This is a genomic window from Blastopirellula sediminis (genome assembly GCF_020966755.1).
Classification (GTDB): Bacteria; Planctomycetota; Planctomycetia; order Pirellulales; family Pirellulaceae; genus Blastopirellula; species Blastopirellula sediminis.
Window position 1 is genome coordinate 500,716 of record NZ_JAJKFT010000002.1, and the last position, 17,558, is coordinate 518,273.

12 protein-coding genes and 15 tRNA genes are annotated in these 17,558 nt (G+C 59.3%); 6 read left to right on the plus strand and 21 right to left on the minus strand.

All coding sequences use genetic code 11. From position 1 onward, the window contains the following. Positions 1-277: 277 nt before the first annotated feature. Positions 278-1,060, minus strand: coding sequence for an RNA ligase family protein (locus LOC68_RS02450; protein ID WP_230215288.1), 783 nt, complete (start codon positions 1,058-1,060; stop codon positions 278-280). A 37-nt stretch (positions 1,061-1,097) separates the two neighbouring features. Next, positions 1,098-1,170, minus strand: a tRNA-His gene (locus tag LOC68_RS02455). 243 nt (positions 1,171-1,413) lie between these two features. On the opposite strand from LOC68_RS02455, the gene LOC68_RS02460 reads away from it, so the two are divergent. Then, positions 1,414-2,751, plus strand: a complete 1,338-nt coding sequence (locus tag LOC68_RS02460) for a GDSL-type esterase/lipase family protein (protein WP_230215290.1) — start codon at positions 1,414-1,416, stop codon at positions 2,749-2,751. A 176-nt stretch (positions 2,752-2,927) separates the two neighbouring features. Beyond that, complete coding sequence (locus LOC68_RS02465; RefSeq protein WP_230215292.1) at positions 2,928-3,497, plus strand: hypothetical protein; 570 nt, start codon at positions 2,928-2,930, stop codon at positions 3,495-3,497. Positions 3,498-3,499: 2 nt separating this feature from the next. Here the strand turns inward: LOC68_RS02465 and LOC68_RS02470 are convergent. From LOC68_RS02470 to LOC68_RS02550, 17 genes are all read right to left on the minus strand, one after another. Then, a tRNA-Ser gene (locus LOC68_RS02470) sits at positions 3,500-3,587 on the minus strand. Further along, positions 3,579-3,998 carry a hypothetical protein gene (locus LOC68_RS02475; RefSeq protein WP_230215294.1) on the minus strand — a complete coding sequence of 140 codons (420 nt, stop codon included), beginning with the start codon at positions 3,996-3,998 and terminating at the stop codon, positions 3,579-3,581. Before LOC68_RS02475 ends, LOC68_RS02470 begins: the two co-directional genes overlap by 9 nt. Positions 3,999-4,046: 48 nt before the next feature. Further along, positions 4,047-4,118 (minus strand) — tRNA-Glu (locus LOC68_RS02480). 18 nt (positions 4,119-4,136) lie between these two features. Beyond that, positions 4,137-4,213: transfer RNA gene (locus tag LOC68_RS02485), tRNA-Leu, on the minus strand. Positions 4,214-4,240: 27 nt separating this feature from the next. Next, positions 4,241-4,314: transfer RNA gene (locus tag LOC68_RS02490), tRNA-Leu, on the minus strand. An 18-nt stretch (positions 4,315-4,332) separates the two neighbouring features. Next, positions 4,333-4,406, minus strand: a tRNA-Leu gene (locus LOC68_RS02495). A 28-nt stretch (positions 4,407-4,434) separates the two neighbouring features. Beyond that, positions 4,435-4,704, minus strand: coding sequence for a hypothetical protein (locus tag LOC68_RS02500; RefSeq protein WP_230215296.1), 270 nt, complete (start codon positions 4,702-4,704; stop codon positions 4,435-4,437). A gap of 24 nt (positions 4,705-4,728) precedes the next feature. Further along, positions 4,729-4,800 (minus strand) — tRNA-Val (locus tag LOC68_RS02505). A gap of 12 nt (positions 4,801-4,812) precedes the next feature. Then, positions 4,813-4,883: transfer RNA gene (locus LOC68_RS02510), tRNA-Ala, on the minus strand. A 13-nt stretch (positions 4,884-4,896) separates the two neighbouring features. Next, a tRNA-Trp gene (locus tag LOC68_RS02515) sits at positions 4,897-4,967 on the minus strand. A 190-nt stretch (positions 4,968-5,157) separates the two neighbouring features. Then, a tRNA-Asn gene (locus tag LOC68_RS02520) sits at positions 5,158-5,232 on the minus strand. Positions 5,233-5,240: 8 nt separating this feature from the next. Then, positions 5,241-5,311 (minus strand) — tRNA-Gly (locus LOC68_RS02525). 23 nt (positions 5,312-5,334) lie between these two features. Next, a tRNA-Thr gene (locus LOC68_RS02530) sits at positions 5,335-5,406 on the minus strand. A gap of 11 nt (positions 5,407-5,417) precedes the next feature. After that, positions 5,418-5,489: transfer RNA gene (locus LOC68_RS02535), tRNA-Lys, on the minus strand. 148 nt (positions 5,490-5,637) lie between these two features. After that, positions 5,638-5,710, minus strand: a tRNA-Pro gene (locus LOC68_RS02540). A gap of 13 nt (positions 5,711-5,723) precedes the next feature. Further along, positions 5,724-5,796: transfer RNA gene (locus LOC68_RS02545), tRNA-Glu, on the minus strand. A 324-nt stretch (positions 5,797-6,120) separates the two neighbouring features. Beyond that, positions 6,121-7,611 (minus strand): class I adenylate-forming enzyme family protein, encoded by a 1,491-nt coding sequence (locus tag LOC68_RS02550; protein ID WP_230215298.1) that lies wholly within the window; start codon positions 7,609-7,611, stop codon positions 6,121-6,123. 359 nt (positions 7,612-7,970) lie between these two features. Here LOC68_RS02550 and LOC68_RS02555 point away from each other — a divergent pair, with 359 nt between their 5' ends. Beyond that, positions 7,971-12,113 (plus strand): DUF1592 domain-containing protein, encoded by a 4,143-nt coding sequence (locus LOC68_RS02555; RefSeq protein ID WP_230215300.1) that lies wholly within the window; start codon positions 7,971-7,973, stop codon positions 12,111-12,113. A gap of 34 nt (positions 12,114-12,147) precedes the next feature. Then, positions 12,148-13,449: a DUF1552 domain-containing protein gene (locus tag LOC68_RS02560; protein WP_230215302.1), complete on the plus strand. Its 1,302-nt coding sequence runs from the start codon at positions 12,148-12,150 to the stop codon at positions 13,447-13,449. 14 nt (positions 13,450-13,463) lie between these two features. Here LOC68_RS02560 and LOC68_RS02565 read toward each other — a convergent pair whose 3' ends face one another. After that, on the minus strand, positions 13,464-14,300 hold the full coding sequence (locus LOC68_RS02565; RefSeq protein WP_230215304.1) for a formyl transferase: 837 nt from the start codon (positions 14,298-14,300) through the stop codon (positions 13,464-13,466). Positions 14,301-14,849: 549 nt separating this feature from the next. Here LOC68_RS02565 and LOC68_RS02570 point away from each other — a divergent pair. Together LOC68_RS02570 and LOC68_RS02575 are read left to right on the plus strand one after the other, a co-directional pair. Then, positions 14,850-15,881, plus strand: a complete 1,032-nt coding sequence (locus LOC68_RS02570; RefSeq protein WP_230215306.1) for a DUF1559 domain-containing protein — start codon at positions 14,850-14,852, stop codon at positions 15,879-15,881. Between the two features lie 81 nt (positions 15,882-15,962). Beyond that, entirely contained in the window at positions 15,963-16,439 is a 477-nt protein-coding gene (locus tag LOC68_RS02575; RefSeq protein WP_230215308.1) for a hypothetical protein, read from the plus strand. A gap of 2 nt (positions 16,440-16,441) precedes the next feature. On the opposite strand, the gene LOC68_RS02580 is transcribed toward LOC68_RS02575, so the two are convergent. After that, positions 16,442-17,413, minus strand: a complete 972-nt coding sequence (locus tag LOC68_RS02580) for a DUF4886 domain-containing protein (RefSeq protein ID WP_230215317.1) — start codon at positions 17,411-17,413, stop codon at positions 16,442-16,444. Positions 17,414-17,558 lie beyond the last annotated feature (145 nt).

Consider the following 17,558-nt stretch of genomic DNA (forward strand, 5'->3'; position numbering starts at 1 on the left):
GTCTGCGAGAGACTCCGGCGCCACTGACTAGTCGGTCGCCCGACATCGCTACCTTAGGACCGTCATGGACTCCACGTTGGCAGTCGGACGTTCGTCGCTAATAAAGTCCCCAACGAAGAAGCGCCAAGAGATCGGTGCGCTTTCGCGCTTACCGTACCAGGGTAATGATGTACTCCTGACAAGCAGTTGGGTAAAGGATCAGACGACAGAGCAGGGGAAAGGTTCAGACATTTCTGTTTAAATCAAAAAGAATGTCTGAACCTACGTTCCTGCCCGCTCACTTCGAGCGCTGCTTCGCGTATCGCTTGGCGGTGCGCTCGTAGTCTTCGTAACGAATCTTGACGATCTGGCGGCGATCGTTCGTGCGCACGACCACTCCTTCCGGTCTACCGCCGGCCGCTTCGTCTAGCTTTACCAGGCTCGTCGGCATACAACCGATGAGCCACTCGTGCGTCGCTTCGATTGAAGTTGGAATCCCGTCGACCACCGCAATCCGCGGCGTCAGCTCCAAGTCCATTTCAGCGACAAAGGCCGCCAACGCGCCTTCGTCCAAGAATTCCTGGCCGCCGTTTTCGCGCCAGAGCGCAATCGCCTCCGGCTCTTCTTCGAGTCGGCTGAGCGATACGCGGCTGACGTCGAAGACGCGGTAGCCGAACTCGCGGCAACTGGTGTACTGCTTTGCCGCCGCGGTCGTCTTGCCGCCGTACGTTTCGAGGTAGACCGTCGTGACGGTATCCTCCGGCGTACGGTAACGAGCGACAATCCGCTCCGCCGTCGCCCGCAGCGTTTCAACAATGCCAAGCGCCGGGTTGCAGACCAGGTCTCCCCGCGCGTGCAGCAGCTCTTCGCGACTGCCGATCAGAAAGTATCCGTCCGGCATCACGATCATGCGGCTGTTCGTGCCGTCGACCTTTTCGGTCACGATCAGCGCATCGCTTTCCAGCGCGATCGCCTCCTCCAGCAGCACGCCTCGTTCGCCGATCGCGTGGTAGGTAGGAATCGATGGGTACTTCGTTGCGCTGTTAAGTCGGCGCAGATTGATCTCGCGGGTGTTCATCATGGTTGGACCTCCCTGGTTCCGTGGCTTGATAAAGAAGGGCGGCCGAAGGGAGTTGAACCCTTACTTCCTGCTTCACAGGCAGGCGTGCATTCCACGTACACTACAGACGCCAGAGTTTTCGAAGCGACGAAGAGCTCGCTCCGATCTTTGTTGGGAAATCGTCGCCCGGCCATTCGCCGAAAAGAGTTACCGGACAAGTTCCTGCTGTCAAAAGAGACGTACCGCCGGCCAGGGTTCGCGCCTGCTCCTAGATTTCCGGCGTGATCCCCAAGGTGCATCCCGTTTTTCGGCCGACTATAATGGGCCCCAATTCACCCGCTTCCCACCGTCGCCTTCCCATCATGGATTCGCCGATGATTTCTACGCAAAACTTCCGCAGATTGCTCGCCGCCGCTTTACTTTTTTCGATGTCGCTCACGCTCGTCGCGCAGGATGCGGCGCCGGCGGACGCCAAATTCGAGATTCCCGCGACCGATGATGGTCTGCCGGGCGCCGGGCCGATTCGCCGTTACGATTGGTTCCGCAATCTGTGGCGTTCGCGTCGTAGCCAATGGGCCAAAAAGGTCGAGGCCGATCAAGGCGCCGTCGTCTTCCTGGGCGATTCGATCACGCAAGGTTGGGGTGACAACATGGGGGGCGGTTTCGGCGACATGAAAGTCGCTAATCGCGGCATCAGCGGCGATACGACCCGCGGCATGCTCCTTCGCCTGGATGAAGACGTCCTGTCGCTCCATCCCAAAGCGGTCGTCATGCTGATGGGAACGAACGACCTGGAAGAAGGCGCCGAGCCGGCCACGATCGCCGCCAACTTGAAGCTGATCATCGCGGCGCTGAAAAAGCACAACCCGGACATGCCGATCATCCTGTGCGAAGTCTTCCCCAGCTCCGAAACGAAGCGTCGTCCGGCCGACAAGATCAAAGAGATCAACCGTCTCTACAAAGAAGCGGTGCATGGCGATCCGCAAATCACGGTGGTCGATACCTGGACGCTGTTTGCCGACAAGGAAGGGAACGCCAAAGCGGCCGAGTTCCCCGATCTGCTCCACCCGAACAAGGTTGGCTACGCGATGTGGACCGCCGCGCTCCGCCCGATCTTCGCCACGCTCGGCTATCTCGAAACCGAACCAGACAACTTTGAAGTGGAGCCCGGCTTCGTCAGCCTCTTCAACGGCAAAGACCTGACCGGCTGGATGTTCAAGAAGACGCCGGAAGGGCAGAAGTTTCCGAAAGGCCTGGCCTGGCCCACCTACAGCGAAGACGTCGTCTTCGATGGAAAGACCAAAAGCGACGATGGCCGCTACGAAGCGATCCATGATCGCCTGGTGGTGACGACGCCGGCCGAAGGTCGCCGCATTCAGCAATTGTGGACCACCAAAGAGTTCCCCAGCGACTTCATCCTGAAGCTCGAGTTCCGCGCCACGCCGAACGCCGACAGCGGCGTCTTCCTGCGAGCCCCGCAGCTGCAATGCCGCGACTATCCCCTGGCCGGCCCTTACAAAGAGCTGAAGAACTACAAGCCGGGGGACTGGAATGAAATGGTCGTCACGGTCAAAGACAACGTCGCCCACTGCACCTGCAACGGCGAAGTCCTGGAAGAAGCGCTGAAGCTGCCCGAGACTGGACCGATCGGCCTGGAAGGAGACCGCGGGCAGATGGAATACCGCCGGATTCGGGTGAAGGAACTGAAGTAGTCTTCTCCCGCGACCACAAAACTAAAAACGCCGATTGTTCCGCAATCGGCGTTTTTTTATGCGTTTGGTTGGTCGACGGTTTTTAGGGTGTCGCACGCGTCTCGAATTCGTAAGAGCTGATCTCCCGCGCGCTGGATTACGTGGTATCTGCTCGTGAATTCGGCTACGATTTTTCTATGGACTCTTCGGAAGAATCACCAACGGTTGGCCTCCCTCAATCGCGCTACGTGTACGCCGTGCTGAGCGTCGTCGCGGCGGTCGTCATCCTGGGGATCTTGATGATCGTCTTGCGCCAGATCGTTCCGGCGAACCCTGTGTTCTACATGAGGAATGTGAAACCGGCTTGGGCCCGCTTCAATGCCCCGAAGTCCGCCGTCTATCTGATCGTCCAGGGTCTTCCCGATCGGACGATTCTGGCCGAATGGAGCGACAATCCCAAGAACTTCAACGCTTGGCTCGCTGAACAAGCGAAACGCCCCGGCGTGACCGATTTTCAGCAACAAAAAGTCGTCGAGCCAATTGACTATCCCTATCCCAATTCGCTCCTGACCTGGGGGAGCAGCGCCACTGCCGAGAAAGGCCAGCGAGCCACTTGGCAGGAAGGGGATCGTACGTACGAAGTGCTCTGGGACGACGAATTTGGCAAAGAATTCGGAGAGATGCTGATCAACTACGTCGAGCGGAACGCTCCTGTCGGCGTCGCTGACGACACGAGCAGCGCAGCTGAGCTGCCAGAGTCTGAGTGAAGCGGAAGGCATGGGATTCGAACCCACAAGACCCTTTCGAGTCGCACTGTTTAGCAAACAGGCCCGGCAAGCCGTATCCGGCTACCTTCCGTAGATTTTTTGGCGGCGAACTCTCTTTCCGCCGCGGCGAAAGCGCCGCACGCCGTGCGGGATCGCCGCGACTTGATGTTCGTCGCTGTACTCGATTTCGCCAGGACGTTTGGTCCGAATCCGGCGGACGTGGGCCCCTTGGTCGCTCAGAATCCAAACCAATTCCCAAATGCGGGCCATCATCTGTTGCGAACTGGCCCGAAACCAGAAGATGGCTTGCTGACTGAACTCGTCACTCGGCGGCACGGGGAGGTTTTCATTAAACCACCCAAGCGATTCGCAGAGCGCACTCCGTTCGGCCGGAGTCAAATCAAAGTTGTCTTCGACATGACCGGCCGAAATGAAAATCCCCCGTCGGCGTCCACAGCCAGGACCGCGGATATCGGTTTGAAAACGAATGTAGGTTTCCATCGCGCATCTACGAATCCTCGCGGATCTTGCCAAGTGCCGGAAAAAAAGTGACCCGTGCGGGAATCGAACCCGCGTCGTGAGAATGAGGGTCTCACATCCTAGCCGCTAGAAGAACGGGCCATGTCTCGTTGCGTGAAGTAGCACGGGCGGGAGTCGAACCCGCAATCGATCACGAAGGTTTGAGCTTCGTCGCTTTTCCGTTTGCGTACCGTGCCGCATTCGCTTGCGATTTCTTTTCGCAGTAGCCCGGGTGGGATTCGAACCCACAGCATAGCTGATTCTAAGTCAGCTTGGTCTGCCAGTTGCCTACCGAGCCATGTCGCTTGTTGCACAGTGCCTAGAGCAGGACTTGAACCTGCAAACATTCGGGTTTAAGCCGAACCGCTCTGCCGATTTGCGTATCCAGGCGCCTGCACGAAGGCGTTGCGATCGTGCGTTAGTTTTTCTCACGGCGCGAACTGTCGCCGGTTTGCTTGCGATGCGCGCGGATCGCTTTGTGCGAATCGGGGACGTCGTCGCTGTCGAGAATCGCGAGGCCGACTTCTTCCACGATCCAGCCGTCGGTCCACTGGTCCTGCTCATCGCGCAAGCGAAGGACGCCCCCTTGCTTGGCGAATTGTTCCGGGATGTAGGACGTCGCGCGGAGCGTGCCGTCATTCAGTTGACGCCGCAAACCGCATTGGACGTAGCGTACCTGTTTCGTCATCGTCGCTTCTCCCCATTGCGTAAGTAGTCCCGGACGGAATCGAACCGCCGTTCTCTGTTTGTAAGACAGATGTCGTCGCCGCTGGACCACGGGACCAAATTGACAAAGTGGACCTACCGGGAGTTGCACCCGGATCGCCGGTTTGCAAGACCAGCATCTTCCTGTTAGACGATAAGCCCGTTCGTTTGTAAGCACGTCCCCAAGGATTTGAACCCTGACCAACTGGGTTGGAACCAGTGATGCTGCCGTTACACTAGAGACGTAAGTTTCTGCGGGAAGAATGGAACGCGGAAGCCACGGATGAATCACGGACGAGCACGGTAAGAAGAGAGGAATTCGGAGGTTGTTTGACCGATTTCCTTCGCGAACACTCCTTCTTCTAAATTTTTGTTTCTTACCGTGCTCGTCCGTGCTCTTCGCCGCGGCCTCCGTGTTCCATTCTTCTGAATCAAGCTGCGGTGGCAGGAATCGAACCTGCGACAAAGCGATTAACAGTCGCCCTCCAGTACCAACACTGGATCCACCACAATAAAAAGAGCGCCCAGTGGGAGTCGAACCCACACTTCCGCCATGGCAAGACAGTAGGCTGCCGCTACATCATGGGCGCAATAGGTTGTTATCAAACTCGAGAGCACCGAGCCGGAGTCGAACCGACGTCGCCGTAGTACGAGTACGGAGTCTTCGCCACTAGACCACCGATGCGTCTGAGTAAGTGAGGCTGGTAGGATTCGAACCTACGCCGTGCAGATTAAAAGTCTGCTGTGCTGCCGTTACACCACAACCTCAAAATGAGTTGCGGCGTACGTTTAGGCCGTAATACGCGAAACATGTTCATTCTCCTGTAAAAAGTGATAGCCCTGAGAATCGAACTCAGCGTCATCTGGATATCAGCCGGATGAGGGCGACCAGCCCTCGACTACCGTCGCTAAAAAGTCGGGCACCTCGGAGTCGAACCGAGAGCCTCCGGTTCCCAAAACCGGCGTGCTTCCTTCTGCACCTCTACCCGAAAATTGAAAAAGCAGCCCGTGTGGGAGTCGAACCCAACCTACGCGGATTGAAAAACCGCTGACCTCACCCGAAGTCGAACGGGCCAAAATGTACCCAAAGTCCACAAAAAAAGGCCTGATGCCGCTTGCGACATCAGGCCTTCGTGTAAGGCTTCAGGCACATGTGCCTGCGTCACAAGCGTAGCGGGAGCGCTTCCGGAATATTCAGTTCCGGTCCGGCGAGCAAGCCGAGACTCTTACCGCTTTCAGGTTTCGTATTGAAGAGTTGGAGCAACATGGCTTTGTATTTGCACTTAATAAGGTTGGCGTCTTGGTGACTGAAAGTTAGACGATCGACTCGCCAGATGGTTCGCAATTTTTTCCACAAAAGCCACGATGCGCGTCGCGAACCGATTATTGGCGTCATTTCTCAGCTGGGCGAAAGTTTTTCGATCGTCCACTGTTTCAGCGCCTCGCGATTGACTTTTCCGCTCGCGGTGAGCGGCATCGTCGCTAGAAACACGATCTCTTCCGGCGCCTTATAGCCGACCCGCTCGCGTGCGAATTGAATCAGCTCGGCGCTGGTCGGCCGCTCCATGCCCGCTTTCACGGTGACGAACGCGCGGACGTTTTCGCCATGGATCACGTCATGCACGCCGATTACGCCGACCTGATCGATCGCCGGATGGGCGGCGACCGCTTCTTCCACTTCCTGCGGGCAAATGTTCGAGCCGTCATGAATGATGATTTGTTTTTGGCGGCCGCAGAACCAGAGATAGCCGTCGTCATCCAACCGAACCATATCGCCGGTATCGAGCCAACCTTCCTTAATCGTCTCAGCGGTCGCCTCCGCGTTGCGCCAATATCCAGTCATGTTGGTGCTGGACTGAATCCAGAGACGACCTTCGACGCCGACCTCTACTTCGTTTCCTGCGGCGTCACGCAGCGACATCCGATAGCCCGGGCAAAGCTTGCCGAGCGAGCCGAGCCGAATCTCTCCCGACGGCGGACTGATCGTCGCGAGTCCGATTTCAGTCATCCCGTACGACTCGTCGATCGGCATGCCGGCCAGTTGAGCGAACTCTTCTTCCAAAACGGCCGAAACCCGATCGCCGCCGGAGACGCACAAGCGAATCGATGCGAAGTTGTCTTGCCGCACCTCATGGTCGCGCACCAGCGCGATCAGCGGCGCCGGCAACATCAGCATGACGGTCGGGCGAAACGTTTCGAGCAGCGGCAAGACTTCTGGCGCGTCGGCCGTGCGCGGAACCAACAGTCGCCCCCCGGCTGTCAGCGTCGCCAAACCAAAGAGAGATGCGCCGATGTGCGAAAAAGAGGAGGCCGGCAGGAAGGTATCGTCCGGCGTCAGTTCCATCCCCGCGATGACCGACGTCAGCATCGCGTTGAACGTCCGCTGCGTGTGCACGACCCCTTTCGGTTTGCCGGTGCTGCCGGACGTGAAATAGATGAACGCCGGACTGTCAGCGTCCGGCGTTTCCAACGGAGCGTCGACAGGCGCTTGCCCCATCAGCGATTCCCACTGCAAACCAACCGAATCTTCGGCCCGATAGCGAATCGTGCCGTACGGCAAATGCTCGATCATCGGGCACGCGGCGACATCAGCGTCGCGCTCGCCATGATGCAGCAAGATTGATGCGCCGCTCAGCTGCAGCGCATGGTCGATCTCCGGCGGCATGTAGCGATAGTTGAGCGGCGTGGCGACCAGCCCCGACTTGAGACAAGCCAAGTAATGAATCACCAGCGACGTCCGGTTCGGCATCAGCGATGCGATGCGATCGCCGGGTCGCAATCCCAGTTGCAAATACTGTTGCGCTAAGTGCGTACTGACGTCGTCGAGTTGGCGCCAGGTCCATTGCATCTTCGCCGACGCGAGCGCCACACTCTCAGGGTCGCTACGCAATCCCTTTCCCAGCAGATCACCAATCGGAATGGTTTGATTGATCGGAGGTCCACTCCAAGGCATCGCTACGTCCTGATGTTGCGAAGAAAGAAAAAAGCCGCGAGCTGGCCGCTAGAATTCTAACCTTCTTTCGGCGGTCGATCTCGCCATTTTGCGTGATGAATCGCCACAACGGGTCAAATATCGAATCGCCTCTGAGCTTCTTTTTGCTTAAAGCGGGAAGGTCAACTTTGTTGCCGGGAAAGAAGTGACAACTTTCGCCGCATCGAGTAGATTCAGGAATCCACAGAGACTCCTTCCCACGAAGCTTCCGCTTCACGTTTCTCGCCCCACATCCCTTCTGCAAAACGGATCCGCACATGCGGTCTGCTCCGCTTTCACCGGCCTCCTTCATCCAACGATGTTACGCTTGTTGGATCGCGGCCGTCGTTCTGTTAGCAACCAACCAAGCAGCGCTCTCGGCCGACGAGTTTCCTCCCCTCGCCGAGCAATACGAATCCTCGGTCCATGCGCTGCTGAAAAGCTATTGCCTTGATTGCCATTCAACCGACGCCAAGGAAGGGGAACTCGATCTGGAGCGCTTCGCCGACCTCGCCGCGATCCGCAAAGATCCCGCGCCATGGCAGCGCGTTGTCGAGATGGTCGATCATGGCGAAATGCCGCCGGAAGAGAGCAAGCAGATGACGCCGGCCGAGCGTCAGCAGCTGTTGGCCTGGACGCGAAGTTATCTCGACGCCGAAGCGAAAGCCGGCGCCGGCGATCCTGGCCCAGTTCTCCTCCGTCGCTTGAACAACGCCGAATACGCTTACACGCTGCACGATCTCACCGGCGTTGCGATCGACCCGACGCGCGAGTTCCCCGTCGACGGCGCCGCCGGCGAAGGCTTTACCAACACAGGCGCTTCGTTGGTGATGTCGCCGGCGCTCTTTCGCAAGTACCTCGACGCAGGTCAGCAGATCGCCCAGCATGCGATTCTGATCCCCGAAGGCTTTCGCTTTATCGAAGGGACGACCCGCCGCGATGCGACCAACGAGATCATCGCCGAGATCCGTCAGATCTACTCACGTCATACGCTCGACGGCAGTGACCCCAGCATTCTCAATCGCTGGAACGTCGCCGACCCCGGCACCAGCACGCAGCTGGACGGCCGCGTCGATCTCGACCTTTACCTGACCGCACTGGTCAAACACCGCGATCGCCTCCGCGCCGAACCAAACGCCGCGACCGTAATCGCCGCGGAAGAGAAGATCAATCCCAAGTACTTCGCGCAGATCGCCCGTTTGCTGCTGAGCGATCCGACCGGTTCGCCGCTACTGGACGATCTCCGCAAACAAGTCGCCGCGGCAGGTCCCGAGGACGGCAAGCAGATCGCCGGCGTCATTCGTGCCTGGCAAACGACCCTCTGGAAGTTCAACAGCGTCGGCCACTTCGGCAGCATTCGTCCTTGGCAACAAGCGGAGAACGCGCTGACCGCATCGCAAGAGTTCCGTTTTCCGATCACTTCGGGCGAAGATTCTCTGCTGCTGACCGCAGGCTCCGTTGGCCAGCAGAACGCCGTCGCCGTTTGGCGCAATCCGCGCTTTGTTCGTAACGGCGGGCGTACGATCCCGCTTCGCGATTTGCGCGACATCGCGGCTGCCCATGAGCAGAATCGCCAGGCGGTCTCGAAGGACCTCGCCAAATACCTGGCTGCCGCTTGGGAAGTAAAGACAACAGCCGAGTCGCCTGATTTGCAGGAGATCGCGGCGAAGCGTGAGCTCGATCCGATCTTGCTGTCAGCCTGGACGCGTTACCTCGGCATCGCGCCGAACCAACCGGTCACGATTGCCGAGTATCTCGATCTGCCGCTCAACAACAGCGCGGCGATTCGCGGCTGGGGCAGGGGAGGGCTGCAAGATCTGTCGCTAATCGCCAACTCGTCGGACGAATTGCTCCGCATTCCGGGCGACATTCGGCCCCACACGATCGCCGTTCATCCGCGCCCGGAACGTTGGGTCGCCGTCGCGTGGCGATCGCCGGTCGACGGGACGTTTCGAATTCGCTCGGAAGCGTTCGACGCCCATAACGCGTGCGGCAATGGTTTCCAGTGGCGTCTCGAACTTCGCCGACCTGGGGAGCGGCGCGTCCTGGCCGCCGCCGACGTCGATTCCGGCCAGGCAGCCGAAATCCCACCGATCGCCGATCTGGAAATGAAGCAGGGAGAAATGTTGACCCTGCTGATCGGGCCGCGCAATCAAGAGCATACGTGCGATCTAACCGGCATCGATCTGGAAGTGACCTCGACCGCCGATAGCGGTCTCAACTGGTCGCTGTCGAAGGATTGTGCCGATTCGATCGCCGCGGGCAATCCGCAGGCCGATCAACTCGGCAACGCCGACGTCTGGCACTTCTTCACCGAGCCGCTCGATCCGTCCCCCAGCGGCAGCCAGGTCGAGAACCCGCAGATCGCCCAATGGCGCTCGGCCGCCGACGCCGCCAAAGCGCATGAAATCGCCTTGGCAATTCAAACTCACATTGAATCGGATTCGAACGCCGACCTTTATCGCGCACTGACGTCGCTCGATGGCCCGTTGCTCTCGTCGCTTCCGGTCGAGGAGCTGTTGAAAGTTCGACGAACGGCAACTTCCGAAGCGGGATTGCCGTCGGAACGCTTCCTCGCCAGCGGCGACCTGCAATCCCAGGCGCCTGAGACGATCACGATCACGCTTCCGCCCAATATGCTGACCGACTACGCGTTTACCGTCACCGGCACGCTCGCGGACCAGTCGCACGCGGAGGGAAGCGTGCAGATGGAGGTCGGAACGTCGCCGCCATCCTCCGGCCATTTGGTCCCCGGCGGCAAGATCATTACCGTCGCCGAAAGCCCCGGCGGCAAGATCATTACCGTCGCCGAAAGCCCCGCCGCCAAACGCATCGCCACTTCCCTCGAAGAGTTTCGCCAGAACTTCCCGATCGCGTTTTGCTATCCGCAGATCGTGCCGGTCGACGAAGTGGTGACGCTCGTCCTCTACCATCGCGAAGACGAACCGCTGCAGCGTTTGATGCTCTCGGAAGCGGAAAGCGATCGACTCGATCAACTTTGGTCGGAGCTCCGCTTTGTCAGCGGCGACGCGCTGATTAGCGTTGCAGCGCTGGAGCAACTTCTCGAGTATGCGACGCAGGACGCTGATCCAACTGTCTTCCAACCGGTGCGGCAACCGATCCTCGACAACGCCGCCGCCTATCGCCAGCAACTGCTCGATGCGGAGCCGGGGCAGATCGACGCGCTGGTCGACTTTGCCGCAAAGCTTTATCGCCGCCCGCTGACCGCGAAGGAAGAGGCCGGCATTCGTACGCTCTACGCCGACCTTCGCAACCAAGAGTTCGATCACGATCAGGCGTTTCGCTTGTCGCTCGGACGCTTGTTCGCTTCGCCGGCGTTTCTCTATCGGCTTGAAACGCCGCAGGAGGGAAGGGAGTCGTCCCCAGTCTCCGATCGTCAATTGGCGACGCGGCTCAGCTATTTCCTCTGGTCTTCGCTCCCGGACGACGAACTAAATCGTCTGGCGAATACGGAAACGCTGCAAGACGATGCGGCGCTACGCGCACAGGTCGAGCGGATGCGGACCGATGCGCGCAGTCGCCGCCTGGCGATCGAGTTCGCTTGTCAGTGGATGCACATTCGCAACTTCGATCAGTTTGACGAGAAAAGCGAACAGACCTTCCCCGAGTTCGCCGAACTCCGCGGGCTGATGTACGAAGAATCGGCCCAGTTCTTTAGCGACCTGATCCAGCGCGACGGCTCGATCCTCGAGATTCTCGACGCCGATCATACCTTCCTGAATGACCGGCTCGCGCAGCACTACGGCATCCCCAATGTTGGCGGTCCCGAGTGGCGACGCGTCGACGGCGTGCGGCAATATGCTCGCGGTGGCGTGCTTGGGCAAGCGACCGTTCTCTCCATGCAGGCCGGCGCCTCGCGGACCAGTCCGATTTTGCGGGGGAACTGGATCTCCGAAACGCTGCTCGGCGAACGATTGCCGCGTCCGCCGAAGAACGTGCCGATCTTGCCCGAGTCGGCGCCGGCCGGGCTGACTGAACGTCAGCTGACCGAAATGCACACCACCGTCGCCGAGTGCGCCAAGTGTCATGCCCGGATCGACCCATACGGATTTGCGCTCGAAAGCTTTGACGCGATTGGTCGCTTTCGGACGAAAGATACGCAAGGCTCTCCGATCGTGACCGACGCCGTGCTGGTCGACGGCAAGCAACTCGCCGGCTATCGCGACTTGCGCGATTACCTGGCCGGCGATCGTCGCGCGTCGTTCGTACGGCAGTTTTGCCGCAAGCTGCTCGGCTATTCCCTCGGCCGCTCGGTTCGCTTGTCGGACGAGCCGCTGCTGGAGACGATGGAAGAAAACCTGGCTCAAAACGACTATCGAATCGGCGTTGCGCTCGAAACGATCGTCCTCAGCCGCCAATTCCGCGAAATCCGCGACCTTCAATTTGAAGGCGTCGAGTAACCCCACTCCCAAATTGCTCACCAGGATTCAAACCATGAAACGTCGACTATCGCGCCGCATGATGTTGCGAGGCCTCGGAGTCAGCATGGCGCTGCCATGGATGGAATCGGCCAAGGTTTGGGGAGATCAATCGAAAGCGGAGACGGCCGGCGAAGCGCCGCTCCGCTTTGCAGTGCTGTTCGCCGGCAACGGCTTTCATGGCCAAGAGTGGTGGGCCAAAGGCGCCGGCAAGGAGATGGAACTCGGCAAGGTGCTCGCCCCTTTGAACGACTACCGCGAGCGGATGCTGTTCATGCAAGGGCTCTACAACGAAGAGGCGCTGAAGGGGAACATCCACAGTTCGCAGACCGGCAATCTCCTCTCAGGAGCGCCGCTCGCCTCTGGCGGAGAGATCCGATCCGGCGCCAGCATCGACCAGGTCCTCGCCCAGCGCTACGGCAACGGCACGAAAGTTCCCAGTCTGGTTCTGGCCTGCGAAAAGTCGAACCCGTCGGTCCACAAGAATTACTCGATGCTCTACAGCTCCCACATCTCGTGGAGCTCGCCAACGACGCCGACCCCGCTCGAACTTTACCCCGCCTTGGCCTTTGATCGCTTGTTCAAAGAAGGTTCGCATCGAAGCGACGCCAGCGTTTTGGACGCGGTTCTCAGCGACGCGACCGACTTGCGCCGCCAGATCAGCATGGCGGATCGCCGTAAGCTCGACGAATACCTTGATTCGGTCCGCGAGGTGGAACGTCGCATCGAAAGCGCCGGTCAGCGGGGCGAACTGCAAGGCTGGAAGCCGACCCTCGAACAGCCGAACATCGCTCGTCCGGCCGATGGCGTGCCGCAAGATATCGGCGAACATATGCGGCTGATGTGCGATCTGCTGGTCCTCGGCTTCCAGACCGACGCGACTCGCATCTGCACGCTGAAGCTGAACAACGATCACTCGTCGCTCCGGTTTCCGAACCTGGGGATCGACTACATGATTCACCACTTGCTGTCGCACCAGGATTCGGACGACTGGCTGACGGTCAATCAGTTTTTTGTTCAGCAGTTGGCGTACATCGCTCGCAAGCTGGATGCGGTGCAAGAGGGAGAGCGGACCGCGCTCGACAACTCGGCGATTCTCTTCTGCTCCAGCATGCTCTCTGGCCGTACGCATGACGCGACGCAGTTGCCGGTGATCATGGTCGGCGGCGCCGGCGGCAAGATCGAAACGGGCCGCGTCCTCGACTACCGCGGCCAAGAGAATCGCAAGATGTGCAGCTTGTATTTGTCGCTGATGGACAAATTCGGCGTGTCGCTCGACGCGTTCGGGGACTCGACCGAGCGACTCGCGAACATCTAGTTGGTCGCCGCAGCCTAGAAGCTCGACGCCGGCTTGCCGATGTAGATCTCATCGCGCGCCGCGGCAAGTTGCTTCTTGCGCTCGTGCGAGCGACGGCGACGCCAATGGGCGAGATCGTGTTTCCAACTGCGGTCTCGTCCCAGGTAAAGCGATCCCTTTTCGGTCGCCATGTGCCCTTGTACCGTCTGCGTCTCTTCCATCTTGGCCAGCACCCCCGGCAACAGACGCGCGGCGACTTGAGCCGCTTTCACCAGCAGCGCAGATTCGTCATCGTCCGCGGTGATGTCGACGAAACCGTGGGCCAGGATCGGACCAGTATCGATTCCGGCGTCGATCTTATGAATCGTCACGCCGGCGTTTTCGTAGTCGTTGTAGTAGAGAGGCCAGAAGAGCGTATGCTCGCCGCGATAGGTCGGCGCGATTCCCCAGTGAACGTTGATCGTCGCTAAACGGGCCAGGCCGAAGATCTCCGGCTTCAAGATCGGGCAGCCGCACGTCACGATCACATCAGGCCGCAGCTCGCGAATCAGCGCGGCGTTCGCTTCGCAGTTGAAGCCGTAGATCGGGACGACCGATGACTTGAGTCCCGGCAGACTCTCCGTCGACGCCGGTCCCAACAGATGGCTGATCGACCGAAACAGGCGATCGCCGCGCCAGTTGTCGTAACGTGATCGGAGTCGCCGGCGGACGACGGAAAAGGGAGACGACAAAAGCTTGGCGTACTGCCGCCAAGAGGAAGCCTGCGGCGTCCAGACCGGCTGAATCAGATGCGTGAGCGGCATCGATTCATGCAACTTCGCCATCACGTAGCGATGCTGGGGAGTGAGCGTACTGATAGCGACGACGTTCAAGCGGATTGCCCTTGCGAAGGAGTCTTTTGGATGCAGATCGATTTGCTGTCAAAACGGAGGCAGCAGTCCATCGAATCCGAATCGGAGCCTCCGCGCAAAGGCTCTTCTCGCGCCTCGTAAGACCCGTGCGCTGGGATGCTGCCACATCCGCTCGCATCGAGTCGAACAAGCAGTTCAGCCGACAGCAGGGTTGGAAATCTCCCAACGTTCCACCGTTTGGCGTCGCAGCGATCCATGCCTTCCAAGCCATGCTAATCAGGGCAAGCTAGGTGAAAACGGGAAAATCCGTAAAGCATCTAGATTGCTGAAAACCCTTACACGCCAGCGACTTACCCACCACCTCTAGTAGGCACTTAAATGACCAATCCGTAGGAGAGAGAAAATACCACTATTTAGGGAGAAATTAAACGCAATTCACTTGATAATATATATGGCAGATCTTAGATTAAGTGGTAATTCGCCCGCCTGACATGGCATTTAAGCTGGCGATGTTCCTCATTCACCGGACCATCCTGCCGGTTTTCTTACAAAACTTCCTCAGAGATCTCTATGCAGACCCATTTGCGACGCAAAACCGGCTTCACCCTGGTCGAATTACTGGTCGTAATCGCCATTATTGGGGTTTTGATCGCCCTTCTGTTGCCGGCCGTTCAACAGGCCCGTGAAGCGGCCCGACGGATGCAATGCAGCAACCAGCTGAAGCAGTTGGGCCTGGCCCTGCACAATCACCACGACACGTTTGGCTCGTTCCCGGCCCGCGGGGTCGCTTATTCGACGGCCGACTATCGCGAGCGGGTTGGCGGCATGATCTTCCTGCTGCCGTTCCTGGAACAAACCCCGCTGGCCGATCAGATCAAGAATCACGGCCTTGCGACCCCTCCCTATCCCTGGGACACGTTCGCTCCCTGGAACACGCGCCTTGCGGCCCTGTTGTGCCCGTCCGATCCAGGGACGGCCGACGCCCCCATCACCGGCGTGACGACGTCTCCCTGCAACTATCGCTTTTCGATCGGCGACTCGTTCACGGCGATCACCAGCAAAGACAAGCGTCTGCGGGGGATGTTTAACTACGGCACGGCCGCCACGACGGCGTTTCGCGACGTGATCGACGGCACCAGCAACACCGTGATGATGTCGGAACGCTCCGTCGGCACCAACGGCAAGTTGGTCAAACAGGGACAAGCGACTTCGATCGCGTTCACGACCGATCCTTCGGCCTGCCTGGCGGCGGTTTCGACCACCAATCGCAACGAGTACACCTCGACCGGCAGCAACCGCGGCAACCAGCGCTGGAACGACGGCTTTGTCCCGTTCTCCGCCTTCTCGACGGTTCTTCCGCCGAACGGACCTTCGTGCTGGACCGGAACGAACGAGAACACCGCCGATTCGCTTACTTCCCCCACCAGCTACCATCCAGGCGGCGTCAATGTCGTCTTGGCCGACGCTTCGGTCCGTTTCATTTCGGAAACGATCGACACCGGTTCGACCACCAGCGCTCCGGTCACCACCGGCGGTAGCCCTTACGGCGTCTGGGGCGCACTCGGCACGATCGGCGGCGGCGAATCAAAGCAGCTGCCGTAACGCTACGCACTCCTACCTAAGTTTTCCCGCCAGACGAGAGCGCCAAGTTTGGGGCGTTCTCCCAGGAACAAAGAGGCACTCATGTACCGAAACCAACTGCGCAGCCGTTCTGCGCCGACGCTTACCTTTTCACTCGCCGCTTTGGCGATCGCTTGCCTGACCGGTTGCGGCGGCGAAGCGTCCCGCAATCCCGGCGTCGAAGTCTATCCGACGAAAGTCAAAGTGACCTACAAGGGAGGCCCGATCGAAGGCGCCCTCGTCTCGCTCAATTCGACCGAAGCGCAGCGGAGCGCCTCGGGCGTTACCGACGCCGAAGGATTCGCCGTGCTGACCACCTTCGACTATGGTGACGGCGCGATTCCTGGCGCCCACGAGGTGAAGATCTCGAAGGACGTCATGGAAACGGTGAGAGAAGCGAATCCTGACGATCCGATGTCGGCCGCCGTCGTCCGGCCGAAGCACTTGCTCCCGCAGCGCTACGGCGCCTTCAAGACGTCAGGGCTGACCGCCAGCGTCACGCCGGGAGAAAACCAGCTCGACTTTGAACTGAAAGACTAGCGTTACTTTTGCAGCGTCGTCAGCGGTTTCGCCGGTTGCTTGAAATCGGCGACCGTCTGATGAGCCACTTCCTGCAGCAGCTTCAACTCCTCGGCCGGAATTCCTTTCGGCACGAAGCTGTTCTCGCGAATGTCATGCCCGGTCAGCGCTTCGTACCAGACGGCGCCAATCAGATACTCGCCGCGGTCGTTCAAATGTTTGGGGTCGAGCAGCAACTTCGTCTTGTCTTTACTGCGATACCAACCGACTACCAGCGAATTGTCTTGCTTCGGTAGGGGCCCGGTCGGCGACGCTTGAAAGTCGTACTCTTTGTCGACGACATACTGGCGATCGTCGCGGCGGCGATAGGTCTGAATCGCGGAGCCCGACGGCAAGATCGGAACGTCGAACTTCTTCGCGACACGCGAGTAGGCGTCGGTCAGCTTCTCGTACATCTCTTCCTGCGACAGCTGCCACTCCGCAAGCAGCGGCGCATCGGTCCGGTAGGCCCACGTTTGATGAAGCGCGATCTGCGCTTGCGGCGACTCTTTGCCGACCAGGGCGACCAGGTTTTCAATGTACGGGTGATAGGTGTCAGGACGCCAACTGTTGTTGCTCACCTGCTGGATCGTCACCACGTCCCACGGTTCGGCGGCCAGCATCTGCTGCAAGGTCGCCGGCGTTTTCTCTTTCCCTCGGACTAGCGAATAGACCTTTCCTCCGTCCCCTTGCTGGGCCGCCGCGGCGTTGTTCCAGTGCCGCTCGAGCGAACAACCGCCGAGGTTCGCCTTCATCAACACGAGTTCCGCTTTCGGATCGGCGGCGAAGATCTGCGGCAGAAACGCACAGGCATTGTCGGCGAAACTATTGCCGATCGTCAGCAGACGCACGGTCCGGACGCCGGTCGGCTCTTCCGCCATCGCCAAGATGGAGATTTGCGAAACGACAAGAGCGGCAATCAGTGAGCAAAGAAACTTCGACCAGCGAGACGACATCGGTTGGAACTCCGGCGGGAAAGAAAGAGGATCCTCAAGTCTAGCATCGCGCCGGCCAAAACGCGAACAGGTCATCAGTCACGGCAAGGATTCGTATAGTTTCCCCGTCGATGCTGGTTTAGGATGGCGCCAGGGATGCTGGTTC